19 protein-coding genes are annotated in these 19,430 nt (G+C 55.4%); 11 read left to right on the forward strand and 8 right to left on the reverse strand.

The window, feature by feature from the left end; genetic code table 11:
* Positions 1–801 (forward strand): mechanosensitive ion channel family protein, encoded by an 801-nt coding sequence (locus JAO79_RS06485; RefSeq protein ID WP_199006327.1) that lies wholly within the window; start codon positions 1–3, stop codon positions 799–801.
* A gap of 43 nt (positions 802–844) precedes the next feature.
* Here JAO79_RS06485 and JAO79_RS06490 read toward each other — a convergent pair whose 3' ends face one another.
* A complete protein-coding gene (locus JAO79_RS06490; protein ID WP_199006328.1) occupies positions 845–1,249 on the reverse strand; it encodes a DUF4168 domain-containing protein in 405 nt (134 codons plus the stop codon).
* Between the two features lie 227 nt (positions 1,250–1,476).
* On the opposite strand from JAO79_RS06490, the gene JAO79_RS06495 reads away from it, so the two are divergent.
* The 4 genes from JAO79_RS06495 to JAO79_RS06510 are packed head-to-tail and all read left to right on the forward strand — an operon-like array spanning position 1,477 to position 5,501.
* The gene (locus JAO79_RS06495) at positions 1,477–2,946 is read left to right on the forward strand and encodes an ATP-binding protein (protein WP_227664338.1); all 1,470 of its coding nucleotides are present in this window, start codon (positions 1,477–1,479) and stop codon (positions 2,944–2,946) included.
* Positions 2,943–4,325, forward strand: a complete 1,383-nt coding sequence (locus JAO79_RS06500; protein WP_199006329.1) for a sigma-54-dependent transcriptional regulator — start codon at positions 2,943–2,945, stop codon at positions 4,323–4,325. Before JAO79_RS06495 ends, JAO79_RS06500 begins: the two co-directional genes overlap by 4 nt.
* Positions 4,325–5,230: a DMT family transporter gene (locus JAO79_RS06505; RefSeq protein ID WP_199006330.1), complete on the forward strand. Its 906-nt coding sequence runs from the start codon at positions 4,325–4,327 to the stop codon at positions 5,228–5,230. Before JAO79_RS06500 ends, JAO79_RS06505 begins: the two co-directional genes overlap by 1 nt.
* Entirely contained in the window at positions 5,223–5,501 is a 279-nt protein-coding gene (locus tag JAO79_RS06510) for a GIY-YIG nuclease family protein (RefSeq protein ID WP_199006331.1), read from the forward strand. Before JAO79_RS06505 ends, JAO79_RS06510 begins: the two co-directional genes overlap by 8 nt.
* Here JAO79_RS06510 and JAO79_RS06515 read toward each other — a convergent pair.
* Positions 5,479–6,372, reverse strand: coding sequence for an alpha/beta hydrolase (locus JAO79_RS06515; RefSeq protein WP_199006333.1), 894 nt, complete (start codon positions 6,370–6,372; stop codon positions 5,479–5,481). The two genes, JAO79_RS06510 and JAO79_RS06515, sit on opposite strands and share 23 nt — an antisense overlap.
* A 70-nt stretch (positions 6,373–6,442) precedes the next feature.
* On the opposite strand from JAO79_RS06515, the gene JAO79_RS06520 reads away from it, so the two are divergent.
* The 3 genes from JAO79_RS06520 (at position 6,443) to JAO79_RS06530 (ending at position 9,635) form a co-directional block, all read left to right on the forward strand.
* Positions 6,443–7,432 carry an alpha/beta hydrolase gene (locus JAO79_RS06520; protein WP_199006335.1) on the forward strand — a complete coding sequence of 330 codons (990 nt, stop codon included), beginning with the start codon at positions 6,443–6,445 and terminating at the stop codon, positions 7,430–7,432.
* Between the two features lie 49 nt (positions 7,433–7,481).
* Entirely contained in the window at positions 7,482–8,138 is a 657-nt protein-coding gene (locus JAO79_RS06525; RefSeq protein WP_199006336.1) for an OmpA family protein, read from the forward strand.
* A gap of 195 nt (positions 8,139–8,333) precedes the next feature.
* Positions 8,334–9,635, forward strand: coding sequence for a S8 family peptidase (locus JAO79_RS06530; protein ID WP_199006338.1), 1,302 nt, complete (start codon positions 8,334–8,336; stop codon positions 9,633–9,635).
* A gap of 73 nt (positions 9,636–9,708) precedes the next feature.
* On the opposite strand, the gene serA is transcribed toward JAO79_RS06530, so the two are convergent.
* Complete coding sequence (gene serA / locus JAO79_RS06535; protein WP_199006340.1) at positions 9,709–10,938, reverse strand: phosphoglycerate dehydrogenase; 1,230 nt, start codon at positions 10,936–10,938, stop codon at positions 9,709–9,711.
* Between the two features lie 189 nt (positions 10,939–11,127).
* Here serA and JAO79_RS06540 point away from each other — a divergent pair, with 189 nt between their 5' ends.
* Both JAO79_RS06540 and JAO79_RS06545 read left to right on the forward strand, forming a co-directional pair.
* Entirely contained in the window at positions 11,128–12,531 is a 1,404-nt protein-coding gene (locus JAO79_RS06540) for an FAD-binding oxidoreductase (RefSeq protein ID WP_199006342.1), read from the forward strand.
* Positions 12,531–13,208: an SIR2 family NAD-dependent protein deacylase gene (locus tag JAO79_RS06545; protein ID WP_199006344.1), complete on the forward strand. Its 678-nt coding sequence runs from the start codon at positions 12,531–12,533 to the stop codon at positions 13,206–13,208. The genes JAO79_RS06540 and JAO79_RS06545 overlap by 1 nt, the downstream gene beginning before the upstream one ends.
* A 139-nt stretch (positions 13,209–13,347) precedes the next feature.
* Here JAO79_RS06545 and JAO79_RS06550 read toward each other — a convergent pair whose 3' ends face one another.
* The 5 genes from JAO79_RS06550 to JAO79_RS06570 form a co-directional block, all read right to left on the reverse strand.
* On the reverse strand, positions 13,348–14,652 hold the full coding sequence (locus JAO79_RS06550) for an ABC1 kinase family protein (protein WP_199006346.1): 1,305 nt from the start codon (positions 14,650–14,652) through the stop codon (positions 13,348–13,350).
* A gap of 56 nt (positions 14,653–14,708) precedes the next feature.
* Positions 14,709–15,371, reverse strand: a complete 663-nt coding sequence (locus JAO79_RS06555; protein WP_199006348.1) for a fumarylacetoacetate hydrolase family protein — start codon at positions 15,369–15,371, stop codon at positions 14,709–14,711.
* 21 nt (positions 15,372–15,392) lie between these two features.
* A complete protein-coding gene (locus tag JAO79_RS06560) occupies positions 15,393–15,935 on the reverse strand; it encodes an adenine phosphoribosyltransferase (RefSeq protein ID WP_199006350.1) in 543 nt (180 codons plus the stop codon).
* Between the two features lie 23 nt (positions 15,936–15,958).
* Positions 15,959–17,257, reverse strand: a complete 1,299-nt coding sequence (locus tag JAO79_RS06565; protein ID WP_199006352.1) for an NCS2 family permease — start codon at positions 17,255–17,257, stop codon at positions 15,959–15,961.
* A 137-nt stretch (positions 17,258–17,394) separates the two neighbouring features.
* Entirely contained in the window at positions 17,395–18,012 is a 618-nt protein-coding gene (locus tag JAO79_RS06570; protein ID WP_199006353.1) for a trimeric intracellular cation channel family protein, read from the reverse strand.
* 278 nt (positions 18,013–18,290) lie between these two features.
* On the opposite strand from JAO79_RS06570, the gene JAO79_RS06575 reads away from it, so the two are divergent.
* Complete coding sequence (locus JAO79_RS06575; protein ID WP_199006355.1) at positions 18,291–19,271, forward strand: NADPH:quinone oxidoreductase family protein; 981 nt, start codon at positions 18,291–18,293, stop codon at positions 19,269–19,271.
* The last annotated feature ends 159 nt before the right edge of the window (positions 19,272–19,430 follow it).

Here is a 19,430-nt window from a genome sequence, read left to right on the forward strand (position 1 = left end):
ATGGAAGAGCTGGGGCTAAAGGACGCGCTGTCCACCATCACGTCAGGTGCCATCATCGAAGCCATTGCAGTGGTGGTGATGGCTTCATTGCTGATTATGGCGATTCAGAAGCTGGTCCCCATGCTGGCTCAGAAATTGTCCGGCAAACCTCGGTTGTATTTATTAGCTTCGGTACCTTTGTTCCGGCTGGTGATCATTGTTCTGACCGTTGTGATGGTTGTGCCGATTCTCGTGGAGCCATCGTTCGAGAACATGCTCGCTATTTTTGGCGCGCTTGGATTAGCACTGGGCTTTGCGTTCAAGGATTACGCCAACAGCCTGATCGCCGGCATCGTCACCTTGTATGAGATGCCTTACCGGCCGGGAGACTGGATCGAGATCAATGGACAGTATGGGGAGGTGCGAGCTATCGGCACGCGGGCAGCGGAAATTGTCACGCTGGATGATACGGTCATTGTGATTCCCCACGGTTTGTTGTGGAACAATCTGCTGGCAAACAGTAATGACGGAACTGACAATCTGATGTGTGTGGCGGAGCTGTATCTTGAGCCGAACCACGATGTTGCTCGCATGCGCGAACTGTTTCGGGATGTGATTTATACCTGCCCACTGACCAAAATCTATCAGCCGGTGGTGGTTGCGGTTACGGGTACGGACATCGGTATGAAGTATCGTTTGAAAGCGTACCCATTAACGCCGGGTGATCAAACCCGGTTTATCGCCGACCTGACCGCTCGGGCTGGTGAAGTCTGTGCCGCTGAAGATGTCAAAATGATCTCCCGCCCGTTACTGTTGCAATAAGGTGAAAAGGCCCCGCATACGCGGGGCAACTGACCGTTGGGGCTTACATTAAAGCGTCAACGCGATTGCGGATTTTCGGCTCGCTGCTGTAGGCGGTCGCGATGGCGTTGTAGGTGGAAATTTCAATGCCGGCGTCCTGAATGGCGGAAACCATTTTGTCGTTTGCCTTCATCTGAAGCTCCTGAGCCTTCTGTTGAGAGTCGGCGGCTTCAATCTTCTCGATGTACTCTTCCCGAACTTTCATGACACGGTCCTGAGCTTTGATGAACTCTTTCAGCTGTGCATCGCTGAAATTAGTGCTTTGGGTGCCGGCAGCAGCGGGATCAGCATAGCCCTGGCTTTGGGTCTGCGGATTTGCAGGGCTCGGTTGTCCCTCCTGTTGAGCCATGGTCGGCGTAGCGGCCAGAAGCGCCAACGATGCGGTTACGGAAACAAGTAGCTTATTCATGGATCAGACTCCTCTCGCTTGAACTTACCGGGTCAAATCAACATAACGCCCGGTTTATGTGGATGTCGCGTTCAGTACAGCACGGCGTATGCCAACCTTGGGGTTGTTTTTAATGCTATGTAAATCAATCGGTTATGGTTTTTTGGCGTTAAGGGTTAGTAATGAAGGTTGTGGCAAAATGCCCCATGTGTCAGAAATGCTGTGACACCTTGGTACAGGAGCTGTTTATGTTTCCTCTTAGCCGGCGCTTTCGGAATATGTTCCGGTCGTTGCAGCTGACTCTGGTCTTGAGCATCGTCGTACCGCTGGTTCTGTTCAGCGGTATCGCCATCTACATAGGGCTGGGGGCAGTAGAAAAAGCCCTCAATGAACGTTTGCGAGAAGATCTGGAGTTGGTGGCGCAAGCCGTGAGTGGGCCGATCTCCAACGCGTTGGCGCAAGGCGATGAGCTGGTGTTGGGGGAATCGTTAAAGTCGATCTTCCAGATTGGCCGAATTTCCGGTGCGTCGGTGTTTGATGAGAACAGCGTTCGGGTTGCCAGCCTGGGGGTTGCCGACACGGACGTATCCAACAGCGCGAGTGCCGAAAAGGTCATCGCCAGCGGGCAGCTGGGCGGTGCCTTTCGTCGGGTAGATGGCGAATCGGTGTTTTCCCATTTCACGCCCTTGGTGGGGGACGACGGCCGGATTCAGGGGTTGCTTCAGGTCACCCGAAAGCGCAGTGATTTTCACGATTTGGTGGCTTCCTCGCGCTGGTGGGCTGTGACAATTTGGACCGCATTTTCCTTCATCATGATTGCGGTGGTGGTATTGGGGCACTACGGAACGGTGGGGCGGCATGTCAGCCGGTTACTGGAAAACATGGCGAACCTGGCCCCGGGGCGCTGGCTGTTGGCGGTTCCGCCTTCCGGCCCGCGGGAACTTCGGCAGATTCATCGTGGCATTCTGAAGTTGGGCCGACGCATGGCGGCGGCAGAATCGGAGATTGAAGGGCGCATTGCTCGAGAGCGTGCTTTAGCCGAGCAATTGGAATACCAGGAAAAGGTGGCAATGATTGGTCGGGTAGCTGGCGGCGTGGCCCATGAGCTCGGCGCCCCTTTGAACGTTATACAGGGGCGCGCCCGAATTCTTGCGCGCTCCGGGTTACCGGAGGCACAGCAGCGCCATCTCACCGATATTGAACATCAGGTCACACGCATGACCACAATCATTCAGCAGCTGCTGGATTGTTTTCGCCATGTACCGGATTCTCGCCGCTCGCTTGACCTGTCATCGGTTCTTGCGGACGTCATGACATGGGTTGCAGAAGACAGCCGTTGCGATACGCCCGGGCTGGTCACTGAAGGGCTTGATCAGGCTATGGCCGTGCGAGCCGAGCCGCTGCGGGCAGGGCTCGCATGCCTGAATGTGATCCGCAATGGCTGTCAGTCGGCCCGGAGCCAGCTAAAGGTTTCAGCCCACGATGCCGGTGATTGCTGGGAAGTTCGAGTAGACGATGATGGCCCGGGCATACCGGAAGAACAGCGTGCACGGGTGTTCGAGCCCTTTTACAGTACACGCGCCGCAGGCGAGGGAACGGGACTTGGTCTTGCGGTGGTCAGCAGTGTTCTGAAAGAACATGGTGGCCGGGTAGAGGTGGCAGACGGTGAGCTGGGCGGCTGTCGAATGAGTCTTTATTTTCCGAAGGAGGCGATATGAGGTCGGAAAACGCACCGCTGGTTTTGCTGATAGAAGATGACCCGAGTCTGGGACAGCTGCTGACCGAGGAGCTGGAAGCGGATGGCTACGCCGTTGTCGGTTCGGCAACAGTTCAGGATGCACGCAAAGCCCTGAAAGAGCAGCGCCCGGCGTTGATCGTTTCAGACCTTCGGTTGCCCGATGGCGATGGCATGCAGGTGCTGGCTTTTCAGCAAGCGGAGCACCCCGGGATTCCGTTTATCGTTATCACCGCCTTCGGCACGGTTGATCAAGCTGTCGAAGCGTTGCAGGCGGGGGCGGATGATTTTCTGACCAAGCCGTTGTCCACGGATCACCTGCGTCTGAAAATAAAAAGACTGCTGGCTCAGGCCGATATTAACCGGCAACTGGCCGAGATCCAGTCCCGCCAATACGGCGAGTTGAATATGGGGTTGGTGGGTGACAGTTCAGCGATGGAGCGTTTGCGAACTGAAATAAGGCAGGTTGCATTCAGTCAGGCGGCCGTTCTGATTCATGGCGAGAGTGGCACCGGGAAAGAGTTGGTTGCTCATGCGATCCATAACCAGAGTGAGCGTTCGGAAAAGGCATTCTTGGCGGTTAACTGTGCAGGCATTCCGCCGGATCTGATGGAAAGCGAATTCTTTGGCCATGAAGCCGGTGCTTTTACCGGTGCACGGCAGGCACGCAAAGGGTTATTTGCCGAAGCCAGCGGCGGCACCTTGTTGCTGGATGAGATTGGCGAAATGCCCATGGCGCTTCAGGCCAAGCTGCTTCGGGTATTGCAGGAAGGCGCGATCAAACCCGTAGGCGCGGACCACGAAGAGGCCGTCGATGTGCGCGTCCTGGCATCCACTCACGTAAATCTGATGAAGGCGGTTGAGGAAGGGACCTTTCGGGAAGACCTCTACTATCGGCTTGAAACCCTGTCGCTTTCTGTACCGCCGTTGCGGGAACGGGGCGAAGATGTGGAATTGCTGGCGATGCATTTCCTCAAGGAAGCGTGCCTGAGGCACGGTCGCGGTTTTATCAAGTTTAGTGAGGTAGCGCTGCGGGTGCTCCGGGATTACCCGTTCCCCGGCAACGTGCGGGAGCTTTCAAGTGCGATCGAAAGAGCGGTCACCTTTTGCGGAGGCGATACGATCCAGCCTGAGCATTTGCCAGAGCGTATTCGCAAGCGTCAAGGCACGTTTCACCGGAATGCGATAGACCTGGAAGGTACAAATATCCCAGAATGGCCCACCTTGGACGCCTTGCAGCAAAGCTATGTACGCCAGGTGATGACCGCGGTGGAAGGTAATAAACGCCGTGCTGCGCAAATTTTGGGTATTAACAGGCGAACCCTCTACCGTTGGCTGGAATCCTCTCTGGAGCAGAAGTGATGAAAAATCAGAAGCAGGCCATGATGTACGGCCTGGCTACCGTGTTGCTGTGGTCCACTGTGGCAACCGCGTTCAAATTGGCGTTGGCGGATCTGGCACCTGTGCAGATGTTGCTAGTGGCGGGCTCGGCTTCCATTGTCGTGATGGCTGTGGCGCTGGTAATAATGGGGCGGTGGCAGCAGGTTTTTCAACTCAGCAAAACCCAGTACCTGCAATCGATCGGGATGGGCCTGATCAACCCGTGCCTGTATTACTTTCTGTTGTTTGGCGCGTTTGACCGGCTGCCTGCGCAGGAGGCTCAACCGCTGAATTACACCTGGGCACTAGTGCTGGCCTACCTGTCGGTTCCCTTTTTGGGGCAGAAGTTGCGCCGTATCGACATAGTGGCGGGGTTGGTGTGTTATGCAGGTGTTGTGGTGATTGCGACTCGGGGCGCGGTGACATCGTTGAATTTTTCAGACCCGCTAGGGGTTGCCCTCGCACTGGGCAGCACATTGGTTTGGGCGTCGTACTGGATCATCGCGACACGAGATACTCGTGATCCTGTGGTTGGGCTGTTTCTGAACTTTCTGTTTGGTTTGCCGGTGATTGCTTTGGTGTGCGGGTACACCGTCGGGTTCGAGTTTTCGGGGCTGGGATCGCTCTCGGCGGCGGTTTACATCGGTGTTTTTGAAATGGGAATTGCGTTTATTTTGTGGTCCCAAGCCATGAAAAAGGCAGAAAATACGGCAAAAGTCAGTAATTTGATTTTCATTGCGCCGTTTCTGTCGCTGGTGTTTATCTACTTCATTTTGGGAGAAGTGATTCTGCCGTCCACCTACATCGGGCTGGTATTGATCATCGCTGGCTTGTGGTTGCAGCAAAAGAAAGTTCAGGCGCGAACTCAAGGTTTGGACCATGGCTGACCAGTGGCATCTGTACCTGGTGCGAACGGCGGCTGGCAGCTTGTACACGGGGATAACCACAGACGTACCCCGACGTTTTTCCGAGCATCAGGCGGGCGCTCCGAAGGGCGCCCGCAGCTTGTGGGGCAAAGGCCCGTTGACGCTGGAGTTTCACGCAGTGGCGGGTGACCGGAGCCGGGCATCCCGGTTGGAGTGGCAAGTTAAACGCTGGCCGAGAGCACGAAAAGAGGCCCTGCTGCGAGGCGACGTTACTCTGCCAGATGACGCCTGATGTGTTTAGCTGCAACGACAAGGGCATCGGCGGCGCGTTGCAGTTGGGCACTGTGGGTCTGAAACACGTGCCAGAGATCGTTGTAGATTTCGAGTGTGACATCGACATCGGCCGCTTTAGCAGACTCGGCCAGGCGTGTTGCGTCATTGAGCAAGATTTCCTGACTACCCACCTGAATCAACGTCGGTGGTAGGCCCGTCAAATCGCCAAAGACGGGCGAAATCATCGGATTGGTCAAGGCTTCGCTGGCAGCATACATTTTAGCCGCCTTGAAAACCCAGCTGCCGTGAAGAACCGGTTCGCATTCGGGGGCGTAAAGCTGCTGGCTGGTCAAATCCGTCCAAGGTGAAAAACACGTAATAGATGAGGGCAAAGCGTGACCCTGCTCCCGCAAGCGCATTGCTAACACCAATGCCAGCCCGCCACCTGCGGAATCGCCCGCTATAGCCATTTTTTCAGCGGGTTTCCCTTCCTGAATCAGGGATTGGATCACCGTTTCTGCATCATCGGGGGCTGCTGGATACGGATGTTCTGGTGCCAACCGATAATCAGGAATGATCACTTCGCAGCCGGTCAGTTTTGCCAGCTGACCGGCAATACCTTTGTGCGTAGCCGCAGAGCCCAGGATGTATCCGCCGCCGTGCAGGTACACGACGGTGCCTGCCGAGCAGGTTTTCGCCTGCGCGCGCAACACCGGTACATGGCCCAAAGTGTCTCTGGTGAATCGCACGCTTCGGGGAGGCACTGAGGTTCGGTAAGCTTGGCGAATCAGCTTTCGTTGCAGGTCGAGCGAGACGCCATTCGACAGCAATGGGCGCACGCATCGGTACATTATCTGCCGCAAGCTGGCTTCAAGAAGCAGTTGGAACATCTGTGCTCTCCCCGGTGAATGCGTTAGGATGATCTTCATTTATTGACACATGACAGGCGTTTAACTCTACGTGTACTGGAAAACAGATACCATAGAAATACCGAACTGGGACAGGCACTCATTGCTTGAACGGCTGGAGCCGTTCAATCCGCAGGAGCCCCGGGAACTGAGTTCCGAGATGGAAGCCTATTGTCGGTTTTACGGTTTGGACTTGTGGGTGGAACATCCGCAAGTAACCTATCACCAAGGCTACATTCAGGCTCAGCATCATGAAGTCATGGTGCATTACTTCCGGTTGCCGGAAACCGTTGAGTCGAAGGGAACCGTGTTTATATTGCACGGCTACTTTGATCACGTTGGGCTTTATACCCAGCTCATTGACCGGTGTCTTGGCGCTGGTTTCGATGTGCTTGCCTACGATCAACCCGGCCATGGTTTATCCAGTGGCACGCCGGCAGCGATCGGCAGCTTTCTGGAGTATCAGGCGGTTTTGTCCGCGGTTATGGCGCAGGTAGAGGATAAAATTCGGGGGCCGTGGTTCGCGGTTGGTCAGAGCACAGGTGGCGCGATTTTGATCGACTATCTGTTATCTAACCATCACAACCAGGAAACCTCTGCGTTCCGCAAGGTCGTGCTGTTGGCACCGTTGGTGCGGCCCATGGGTTGGCTGGGTGCCAAGATGTTGCACAGTGTGGCGCGCCCGTTCCTGAGTCGATGGCGCAGGGCGTTTGGGCAGAACAGCAGCAATACTCGTTTCCTGAAGTTTCTTCGGGAACATGATCCTCTGCAGGCTCGGGCTGTGCACGTGGATTGGGTGACGGCATTGCGGAAGTGGGTGCCACACATTGAATCGGCACGGCCGGTGGACTTCCCGGTAACGGTTGTTCAGGGTGAAAAAGACCTGACCGTCGACTGGCAACACAATCTGCGGATCATTCGAAACAAGTTTTCGTCAGTGAACGAGCGCACCATTCCGGATGGGCGTCATCACCTGGTCAATGAGGCCAAAGATTTGCAGGCGACGGTATTCAATACCATTATTGATACGTTCTCGCAGTAATACGGTCAGGACTGGCCGGATACCAAACTAACAGCATCAGGAGTTTGTGATGAAGAAGACTATCCTTGCCTTTGCCGTTGCGACGGTTGGCCTGAGTGGCTGCATGACCTACGACCCTTATACCGGGGAAGAGAAAACATCGAACGCCACGAAGGGCAGCATCATCGGTGCCTTGGGTGGCGCAGCGATTGGCGCGGCCACGTCCAGCAAAAGCGATCGTGGTAAAGGAGCATTGATTGGTGCCGCCGGTGGTGCCGCTGTCGGTGGTGGTATCGGTTACTACATGGACCGTCAGGAAGCTCAGCTGCGACAGAGGCTGGAAGGCACCGGGGTGCGTGTGGTGCGTAATGGCGACCAGATCGAATTGGTGATGCCGGGCAATATTACGTTTAACACAGACCAGTCGAGCATCCGCCCGGGATTTGTCGGCACCCTGGAGTCGGTTGCGTTGGTGCTGAAGGAATTCGATAAAACCATCATTCAGATTGATGGCCACACCGATAGCACCGGCCGTGACAGTTATAACCAGCTGTTGAGCGAGCGCCGGGCTTCTTCGGTTCGTGATTTCCTGATGAATCAGGGCATTGAACCTCGTCGTACCCGTGCGACCGGTTACGGTGAGCGTTCGCCGATTGCCTCTAATGAAACGGCTGCGGGCCGTGAACAGAACCGTCGTGTTGAGCTGACGCTGGTACCCATGCAGTAAGCTCAATTCGTTCTGAATAGAACCGCATGAAAAACCGGCGCTGCCGGATTTTAAAAAGCTTCACCACCTTCGGGTTGTGAAGCTTTTTTTATTTGGGCAGCGGGTTTTTGAGTTGGCCCGATCAGGTACTGTGAACAAGCTCACAATATGTCATGTTCACTCGTTCAGTTAAATACAACAAGAGAGCAGTATCCTATGAAAAAGCATGCACTGATCACCGCTGCCGGTTTAAGCGCTTGCCTACTTTCCGCAGCACCCGCCCACGCTGGATTGTTTGATGCGCTTGGCCTGACAGAATCGACGAACGATGCAAGTCAGTCGGTAACACTGCAGGCGGGAGATGCAATTCCTGGCCGCTACATCGTCACGCTCGATCCGGCTCTGCCAGAACTGTTGGGCCTGGGCGATTTGACCGCCGGTATTCAGTCGCTTCTGATGGCTGTAGGGGGTGGTGAAGTGGTGCATGTGTACCAGACTGCGCTGACGGGCGCGGCCTTGGCGCTCACCGAGCAGCAGGCGGGCCTGTTGTCTTCGTTGCCGGGCGTTCTTAAGGTGGAGCAGGACCGTGTTGTTGCGGCGAATACCGCAAGCCAGTCAAATGCCACTTGGGGCCTGGATCGAATTGATCAAACGGTACTGCCGTTGGATGATCAGTACAGTTACCCCGCATCTGGCGGTGCCGGTGTGAATGTTTATGTGATCGATACCGGGCTTCGCGATACCCATCAAGAGTTTGCTGGCCGTGTTATTGAAGGTCGTAATTTTGCGGTTAACGATGCCGGCCTGCTCGGATTGGGCGCGTTACCTTTGGTGGGTCCGCTTCTCAATCTGGGTGGCTCAACGGATGCGACCGACACCACCGACTGTAACGGCCACGGTACCCACGTAGCCAGTACGTCGGTTGGGTCAACCTACGGGGTTGCCAAGCAGGCTTCTGTGGCAGCTGTGCGTGTTCTGGATTGCTCGGGTGCGGGTAGCAATGCAGATGTGATTGCAGGCGTTGACTGGGTAGCGGCAAATCACCAGGCGCCAGCCGTTGCGAACATGTCTTTGGGTGGTGGTGCTTCTGATGCCCTGGATAACGCGGTTCGCGGTGCCATCGAAGAAGGTGTGACCTTCGTTGTGGCAGCGGGTAACGACGATGCGGATGCCTGCGGTGGTTCACCAAATCGCGTTGAGCCTGCGATCACTGTGGGCAGCACCACCCGTGACGACCAGCGTTCTTCCTTTTCAAACCACGGCCAGTGTCTGGATATTTTCGCTCCGGGCTCTGACATTACGGCTGCCTGGCACGAAGGGGATAACCAAACCAACACCATCAGCGGCACCTCGATGGCCTCACCTCACGTAGCGGGTGTTTCGGCGTTGATCCTGGCGGAACAGCCAGGTTTGACACCGGCAGAGGTGACGGATGCGGTGATCAATCTCGGTACCGGAAATGTGCTGAGCGGTATTAAGGCCGGATCACCGAACCTGTTGCTGCGCGCTCCGCAGTAAGCCTTATTCAGGCACAAAAAAACCGGAACACTGTTCCGGTTTTTTTGTGCCTGAATGCCCTGTAGGGCTTACATCAGAACAGTACGCGGGTACGGATAGTGCCCTTAACCTCGCGCAGCTTCTGAAGTGCCAGCTCGCCGTAGGCTTTATCCACATCAACAACCACGTAACCAATGTCTTCTTTGGTTTGCAGGTACTGGCCACAGATGTTGATGTTGTTTTCGGAGAACACCTGGTTGATTTCGGACATAACGCCCGGCACGTTCTCGTGAATGTGCAGCAAACGGTGCTGATCCGGATGCGATGGCAGAGCCACTTCCGGGAAGTTGACGGAAGAAACAGAGGTACCGTTATCGCTGTACATCGCGAGCTTCTCGGCCACTTCGCGACCGATGTTTTCCTGAGCTTCGATGGTGGAACCGCCCACGTGCGGGGTCAGGATCACGTTGTCGAACTCGCGCAGGGGAGACACAAACTCTTCGTCGTTGGACTTGGGCTCAACCGGGAACACGTCAATGGCGGCGCCCAGCAGCTTGCCGGAACGAAGCGTGTCGGCCAAAGCATCGATGTCTACAACGGTGCCGCGTGAAGCGTTCATCAGGATGGAGCCGGGCTTCATCTGTGCCAGCTGCTCCGCTTTGAACATGTACTTGGTAGACGGTGTTTCCGGCACGTGCAGGGAAACCACGTCGGCGATGTTCAGCAGTTCTTTCAGAGAACCAACCTGAGTCGCGTTACCGATCGGCAGTTTGGAAACTACGTCGTAGAAATACACGTCCATGCCCAGGCTTTCAGCCAGAACACTGAACTGAGTGCCGATGTTACCGTAACCGATGATGCCGAGCTTCTTGCCACGGATTTCGTAGCTGTCTTTAGCAGACTTCAGCCATTCACCGCGGTGTGCTTTAGCGCTCTTTTCTGGTACGCCGCGCAACAACAGGATGGCCTGAGCCAGTACCAGTTCTGCAACGGAGCGAGTATTAGAGAAGGGAGCGTTGAATACTGCAATACCGCGGCGTGTTGCGGCCTGCAGGTTCACCTGATTGGTTCCGATGCAGAAACAGCCCACAGCAACCAGTTTCTTGGCGGCTTCAAATACTTTCTCAGTCAACTGGGTGCGAGAGCGGATACCAACAAAATGCGCATCGGCAATTTTCTCGATCAGCTCTTCTTCAGCGAGTGAGTGGGTCAGGTACTCAATATTGGTGTAGCCCGCAGCGTTCAGGGTATCAATGGCAGATTGATGGACGCCTTCCAGCAGCAGGATCCGGATTTTGCTCTTTTCGAGAGACGTATTTGACATGGGCGTGCTTCCGAACCTTTCGTCACGTGAAATGACCTGCGGCCAGGGATCGTCAGCCTAGCTCACAGAACAGGGGCGGTATGATACCATAAAGTTCGATTTTCACAGTGCGCCGGTTTGCCTGGATCAACTCTATTTGTGTTGATTTTGATCAAACCAGAGCCCAAACCTGACGAGACCGACACGCTCATGAGTTCCGAACAGATCATTGCCGCCCTTGAAGAACTGGTTACTACCGCCGAGAACCCGGGCAAAGTTTTGACTGATCCTTCCGATCTGGACACCTACGGTAAGGACTGGACCAAGATTTATCCACCGAAGCCGCTGGCCATTGTCCTGCCGAAAACCACCGAACAGGTGCAGGCCGTGGTCAGGTTCGCCAACGAGAACAACATTGGTTTGGTGCCGTCTGGTGGGCGTACCGGTTTGAGCGCAGGCGCTGTCGCGGCCAACGGCGAGATCGTGGTGGCGTTTGACAACATGAACCAGGTGCTGGATTTCAACGCCAGTGATCGTACCGTGCGCTGCCAGGCCGGGGTTGTTACCGAGCAACTGCAAAACTTCGCGGAAGAAAATGGCCTGTATTACCCCGTGGACTTCGCCTCTGCCGGTTCGAGCCAGCTGGGTGGCAACCTGTCTACCAACGCCGGTGGCATTAAGGTGATTCGCTACGGCATGAGCCGTGATTGGGTCGCTGGCCTGAAGGTCGTCACCGGTAAGGGTGACATTCTTGACCTGAACAAAGATCTGGCCAAGAACAACACCGGCTACGACCTGCGTCACCTGTTCATTGGCGCAGAGGGCACTTTGGGTTTCATCACCGAAGCCACTATGAAACTGACCCGCAAGCCGGACAACCTGACCGTGCTGGTGCTGGGTTTGAACGATCTGGTCAACACCATGGATGTGCTGCAGTCGTTCCAGAGCAAACTGGACCTGACCGCTTACGAGTTTTTCTCCCATCAGGCCATGCAGCACGTACTTGCCCACGGCCAGGTGCAGGCACCGTTTGAAACCGAAGCGCCGTACTATGCGCTTCTTGAATTCGAGGCTGTGTCCGATCAGGTCATGGACGACGCCATGGCGTTGTTTGAAGAATGTGTCGAAAAAGGTTGGGTGCTGGATGGCGTGATTAGCCAGAGTGAAACCCAGGCCAACAGTTTGTGGCAGCTACGGGAGCGGATTTCCGAGTCCATCGCTCCGCGTATTCCCTACAAGAACGACATTTCTGTGGTGGTTTCCAAGGTGCCGGGCTTCCTGCAGGAAATCGACAGCGTAGTCACCGAGCATTACCCGGACTTCGAAATCATCTGGTTCGGTCACATTGGTGACGGCAACCTGCACCTGAATATCCTAAAACCTGAAGACATGGCGAAAGAAGACTTCTTCGAGAAGTGCCAGCAGGTGAACAAGTGGGTGTTTGAAATCGTTGAACGCTATCAGGGCAGTGTGTCGGCAGAGCACGGCGTGGGCATGACCAAGAAACCCTACTTGCAGTACACCCGCAGCGAAGCTGAAATCGCTTACCTGAAGGGGATTAAACTGGCGTTTGATCCTAACGGCATTATGAATCCAGGGAAGATATTCGACTGATGAAAGAGCATATCGTTGTACTCACTGGCGCGGGTATCAGCGCCGAAAGCGGTCTTTCCACCTTCCGGGACAACGACGGACTGTGGGAAAAGCACAGTGTGTACGACGTCGCCACGCCGGAAGCTTTCGAACGGAACCGGGACTTGGTGCTCCGGTTCTACAACGAACGGCGCCGGCAGCTGCAGGAAGTCGAGCCTAACCCGGCCCACCGCCTATTGGCAGATCTTGAAAGCCGGTATCGCGTAACGGTCGTTACCCAGAACGTTGATAACCTCCACGAGCGGGGCGGTTCAACCAATGTGGTGCATCTGCATGGCGAGCTGACCAAAGCGAGAAGCACGGTTGATCCTGAGCTGGTTTACGATATCGGTTACCGCGATATCCAGCCCGGTGACACCTGTGACCGGGGCGGCCAGCTGCGCCCCCACATCGTCTGGTTTGGCGAAGAAGTGCCGATGCTTGAAGCCGCGGCTGAAGTGGTGCGGACGGCTGATCGCTTGTTGATTGTAGGCACATCGCTGCAAGTCTATCCGGCTGCCGGTTTGGTTCATGAAGTGGACTTTGATGTGCCGATTACGGTCATCGACCCGGGCGAGCCAGCCTCGGTTTCTCGGGCGCGGGTAATCCGAAAAGGCGCCAGTGAAGGTCTCGCAGAATGGGTGGAGCTGCTGGGTTAGAGTCGATGCACTAACTTTGGAGCCCTGGCGGTGAAGGCTTGCCAAAAATGTGCGGAGCCATGGATGGCGGAGCAGAAGCGTCACATGGACGTGCCGAAGGAGCGGTTTTTGGCAAGCCTTCACCGTCAGGGCTTGCACCTCAAGTCTGCAGATATTTCTCCAGCTCAGTTTTGAACGCAGCCTGCACACCCAGGCGCTTCAGCATCCAGTAGTGCCCGGCAATCATCCTGTCTATGAAAATACTCTCCACGGGCGGCTTAAAAGAGTCCAAGTATTTAAAGACCGTACTCGTTTTTGCGGCTACCTGCTTGTGGATATCCGCTTCCGCGAAGTCATAAGGTTCTTCATCCACAAAGGGTACGATCAAAATATCCCGCCACATGGCGTAGTAGGCTTCGTCGATAGCCGGCTGGCTGCTTACACGAGCACCTAAATCGATCAGGTATCGATCGAGGCTTGCATAGTCTTCTTCCAGTGCCGAGATGAGCGCGTTCCGGTAAGCCTCGACAATCTCCGGCTTCAGTTTCTTCACGCAGCCAAAATCGTACATGACGATGGTGCCGTCCGGGCGGTAGGCGAAATTGCCAGCGTGTGGATCGCCGTGGATGCACTGGAAGCGGAACAACTGATCGGCCATGATGGTGAAGATACGGTGGCCGATAAGGTTCACGGTTTCCTGATTGTAGCGGTCAGAAGTGACCTTGCTGATGTGGTCGCCTTCGACCAATTTCAGCGTCAAAACCCGGCGTGTGGAGTGGCTATCGATAACCTTCGGAATGATCACCCAAGGTTGGTCTTTGTGGAATTCGCCAAAGATTTTGAGGTTTTGCGCTTCGTTCTCGTAATCCAGTTCTTCCTTTAACCGTTCCCGAATTTCACCGAACAGCAGATCAACGCTTTCTTTCGGCATTTTCAGCAGGCCGCCGAGTTTTAACGCCATGCGCAGTTGTTTCAGGTCGGAATCGCAGGATTCGTCCACACCGGGATACTGCACTTTCACAATGACGTCTGTGCCATCGTGCATGCGGGCGCGGTGGACCTGGCCGATGGAGGCCGAGGCGTAAGGGGCTTCCTGCAGGTATTCGAAGAGTTCGTTGACGGGTTTGCCCAGTTCGGTTTCTACCTGCTTCAGGATGACCTCGAAGGGCATGGGAGGCGCTTCTTTCTGCAGTTTCTCTAAGGCGTCTGAAAACTCTTTAGGCAAAAAATCCTGAGTCTGGGAGGCGATCTGGCCAACCTTCATGACCGCGCCTTTCATTTCGCCGAGGGTGTCGGCAATCTGACTCGCCATGCGGGTGTAGCTTTCGCTTCGGGCGCCCTCATCGTCTACGGTGCGAAACAGGCCTCGGGCTTTCTGGCCGGCGTATTCGCTGGCCACCGAGGCGGTCATGCCAGCCAGCTTGAGGAAACGACCTGAACGTGAGGTTACGGGTTTCTTAGCCATAATGACGTGCAAGTTCCCTAACTCAGAAGTTTAACCGAAGCCCTCGGAGCTACGGCTCAGACGACATTGGTTTCCACAAACAGTACATCCTCCAGCTCTAAAGACAAGGTTTGGCCGATTTCCAGTGGGCCAACGCCTTTCGGGGTACCGGTCAGGACCACATCACCCGGTAGTAACGAGAACTGACTACTCATGTGGGCAATGAGGGGCACTATGGTATTGAGCATATCACGGGTATCGCCGGTCTGTTGCCTGTGACCATTAACATCGAGCGTGAAGTGAATGTTGTCTCTGGGCAGTTTGTCGGCTGGCACAAAGGGAGACAGCGGGCAGGCACCGTCGAAGGCTTTGGCGCGCTCCCACGGATGGCCTTTCTCTTTAAGTTGGGTTTGCAGATCGCGAAGGGTCAGGTCCAGTGCCAGGCCGTAACCAAGAATGGCCAGTTCGGCTTCGCTGGCGGAGGCGTTGGTGAGCGGCCGGCCAATGAGCACGGCGAGTTCGGTTTCGAAGTGCACCTGACCTTGGTTTCGAGGCAGTTCGATTGGCCGGGTGATGTGAGTCGCTGCTGTGGACGGTTTGATGAACAGCAGCGGCTCGCTGGGTACCGGGTTGTTCAGTTCCCGTGCGTGTTCAGCATAGTTGCGACCAATGCACACGATTTTACCGAGGGGTAAATGGACGGGTGTGCCGTCTTTCCAAAGGTGTTGATAACCGGGCATGGTCGCCTCCTGACTGTGTGATTATTCTCCTTCGAACGAACACACAGTATAAACCGGCAAGCCTTCTTCCTGCAGCTTGGCGGAACCGCCCAGATCGGGCAGGTCGATCATTGCGGCCACTTCCACAATCTCCGCACCAATGCGGCGGATCAAACGGCTGGCAGCCAGCATGGTGCCGCCGGTGGCGATCAGGTCATCTACCAGTACGACTTTGTCGCCGGCGTGAAAGGCATCTTTGTGCAGTTCTACAGACGCGGTGCCGTATTCCAGCTCGTAGTCTTCGACCATGGTATCGAACGGCAGCTTGCCTTTCTTGCGTACCAGCACGAGCGAGGCGTTCAGTTCATAAGCCAACGCGGAACCGATGATGAAGCCGCGAGCGTCCACCGCAGCGACGGCATCGATTTGCTGGCCGTGGTAGCGATGGACAAAGGCATCGATCAGCTTGCGAAAGGCGGTTTTGTCTTGCAGAACCGTGGTGATGTCACGAAACGACACGCCTTCTTTGGGCCAGTTTGGAACGGTGCGGATGGCCTGTTTAATGCTCTGGGAAAAATAATCCATAACTCACCTGATCGGGATGCGGCTTACGCCACATCCAGGAAAATGAATTTCAGTACGAAAACAAGCGCAATAACGGTCACGCTCCAGTTGAGATCGGACCACTTACCGGCCAGAGCTTTAACGGCCACGTAGGTAATGAAGCCCAGTGCGATGCCGTGAGCAATGGAGAAGGTTAGTGGCATCATCAGTGCCGTCACGATGGCCGGTGCGGTATCGGTGATGTCGTCCCAATCGATGAGTTTCAGGCCGCTGGCCATCAGGCAGGCGACATAAACCAGCGCGGGCGCTGTGGCATAGGCAGGGATAACACTGGCGATAGGCGCAAACAACAAGCAGGCCAGGAACAGGCCAGCCACAACCACGGCGGTCAGGCCGGTGCGGCCACCGGCGGCGATACCTGCAGTCGATTCTACATAACTGGTTGTGGTCGAGGTGCCGAGGGCTGCACCGGACATAGTAGCGACCGAATCCGACATCAGGGCGCGGCCCAAGCGAGGCAGTTTTCCGTCTTTATCCAGCAGGCCACCACGCTGAGCAGCGCCGACCAGGGTGCCGGAGGTGTCGAACAGATCCACAAACAGGAAGGCAAAAATGACGCTGATCATGCCGATGTTCAGGGCACCCGCCAGATCCAGCTGCATAAAGGTAGGCGCCAGGCTGGGCGGCGCAGACATGAAGCCGTTGTACTCAACCATACCAAGCATCATGGCAACCGCGGTTACCGCGATAATGCCGATCATCACGGCACCGGTCACCTGACGGTACGCCAGTGCACAGATCAGGATGAAACCACCAAAGAACAGCAGGCTTTCCGGAGCTGTGACATCGCCCATGCTGACCAGCGTAGCGGGATGATCCACCACGATGCCGGCGTTTTTCAAAGCGATCAGCGCCAGGAAGAAGCCGATACCGGCGGAGATACCAAAGCGCAAGGATAGCGGAATGCTGTTAATGATCCATTCCCGAACCTTGAAAATGCTCAGCATGAAGAACAGGAAGCCCGAGATGAACACCGCGCCCAGCGCGACCTGCCAGCTGTAACCCATGCTGCCCACAACAGTGAAGGCAAAAAACGCGTTCAAGCCCATACCCGGAGCCAGGGCGATGGGGTAATTGGCCCATAGGCCCATAATCAGGGTGCCAATGACGGCTGCAAGACAGGTTGCAACAAACACGGCGCCGAAATCCATGCCGGTTGCTGACAGCATGCTGGGGTTGACCACAATGATGTAGGCCATGGTCAGGAAGGTGGTGATCCCTGCGATGACTTCTTTACGAACATTGGTGCCGTGGGCTTTGAGTTGAAACAGTCGTTCAAGCATGACGTGGGTCTGCCTCTCGGGGTGCCTGGGGTTGAGGGTGTGAAAAATCTGATTAAATGCGGAAAAAAAAGCGATCTGCGTGAAAAAAAGGCAATGTTACCGGCTAGAAGGCGCTGCGCCAAGTGGTGATTTCGTGCTCAGTTATGAGTCTGGTCACGCTGCAGGCGGATATCAAAGCGCACGGCCAGCATTCTCACCAAAACGATAAACAGCAGGCCAATGGTCAAGGCGGTGGTTTCGCTTTCCAGCAGCCATTGGCACACGAAATACAGCCAGCAGCCAGCGAATGAAATGGACGCGTAAATCTGGTCCTTCCGGAAAATAAAGGGCACTTCATTGCACAGTGTATCGCGCAGAGCACCACCGAAGGTGCCGGTCATCACGCCGAGCATCGATGCTATAAACCACGAATGCCCCAAGTCCAGCGCAAGCTGAGCGCCCAATATCGAGAAAATCCCCAGACCAATGGCATCCGGAAAAACGATGCGGGACTCTTTCAGACTATGGGCACGGCTCCAGTAGCTGAACACAATCGCCATGCCCAGAATCAAAATCGGCTGTTCCTGATGTTTGATCCAATACAGCGGGTGATTGTCCATCATCAAATCCCGCAGCGTGCCGCCGCCAAGCGCGGTGATGAAACCGATGGCAAACACGCCGACGGGATCCATGTTTTTCGAGCGCGCTACGATCATTCCGGAAATGGCAAACGCCACGATGCCAATCATTTCAAGCGCGTAGATGATGTCAAACATGGTGAGCTCTGGGCAGCGAAGGTCTTGGGCCGAAGTATTCGGAACGAGCAGGGCGAAGAATAGCCGAAACCGCTTGGAAATTCATCCGATATGGCGCGTTTTGACAAGATCTCGCAAGGCAATGGCAATATTAGCAGGGTTTATTAAGCTAGATAAGCGAACTTGATTTGCTTCATGAAGCAACTCTGTTTAGCTTGAGATCGGTCAATAATAAGCATCAACCTGTTGGATGGGGTGTGCGGGCAAAGGCCTGAACACCTGATTGCCTTGGAGAGATCATGAAAGCAATTCTGTGCAAAGAATATGGCCCGGCTGAAAATCTGGTTATCGAAGATGTACCTAGCCCCGAGGCGAAGGGCCGGGGGGTTAAGGTTCGGGTAAAGGCTGCGGGTTTGAATTTCCCGGATACGCTGATTATTCAAGGCAAGTACCAGTTGCAGCCACCAATGCCATTTTCACCCGGCGGAGAGCTTGCAGGTGAGGTGGTTGAAGTGGGCGATAAAGTTACCCGTTTCAAACCGGGTGATCGCGTGGCCGCGCTGACCGGTTGGGGCGCTTTTGCTGAAGAGGTCGTCGCACCGGAATCGAACTTGCTGCCGTTGCCTGAAGGCATGCCTTATGAAAAAGCGGCTGGTTTCATGATGGTCTACGGCACATCTTATTACGCGTTAAAACAGCGCGCCAATATTCAGCCGGGAGAGATTTTGTTGGTCCTGGGTGCCAGTGGTGGTGTAGGGCTGGCTGCCATTGAGCTAGGTAAGGCGATGGGCGCCAAGGTGATTGCGGCTGCCAGTACCGCGGAAAAGCTGGCGGTAGCCAAAGAAGCGGGTGCTGATGAGCTGATCAATTATTCCGAAGAGTCAGTAAAGGATGCGGTCAAGAAGCTGACCAAGGGCAAGGGTGTGGATGTGGTCTACGACCCGGTAGGCGGCGACTTCACCGAACAGGCGCTGCGCTCGATGGCCTGGAATGGCCGTCACCTGATCATCGGTTTTGCGGCCGGTGATATCCCGAAAGTACCGGCAAATCTGGCGTTGCTGAAGGGGTGCTCGATAGTGGGTGTGTTCTGGGGCAGCTTTACGCAGCGTGAGCCTGAGGTTAGTGCTCAGAATATGATGGAGCTTCTGAAGCTTTACGCTGAAGGCAAAATCGACCCGAAAGTCAGCGAGGTGTTCGAGTTCGAGCAGTATGCTGAGGCATTGGGTGCGTTGTCGGGGCGCCGGGCTACCGGGAAGGTTGTTCTTAACGTGGGTGCTTGAGTTTAGCTTGGGCACCTAGCTTGCAAGTTCGGTGCTACGCACGAGTGGGTGGTCCCTCCCCAAAAACGCTACGAGCACATCCATGTGCGCTTCGCTCCGGCCATCCATGGCCTCCGAGATTTTTGGGAGGGACCACCCACTCGCGCAACGATCTCCGGA

This window comes from Marinobacter litoralis, from assembly GCF_016427555.1.
GTDB classification, from domain to species: domain Bacteria; phylum Pseudomonadota; class Gammaproteobacteria; order Pseudomonadales; family Oleiphilaceae; genus Marinobacter; species Marinobacter litoralis_A.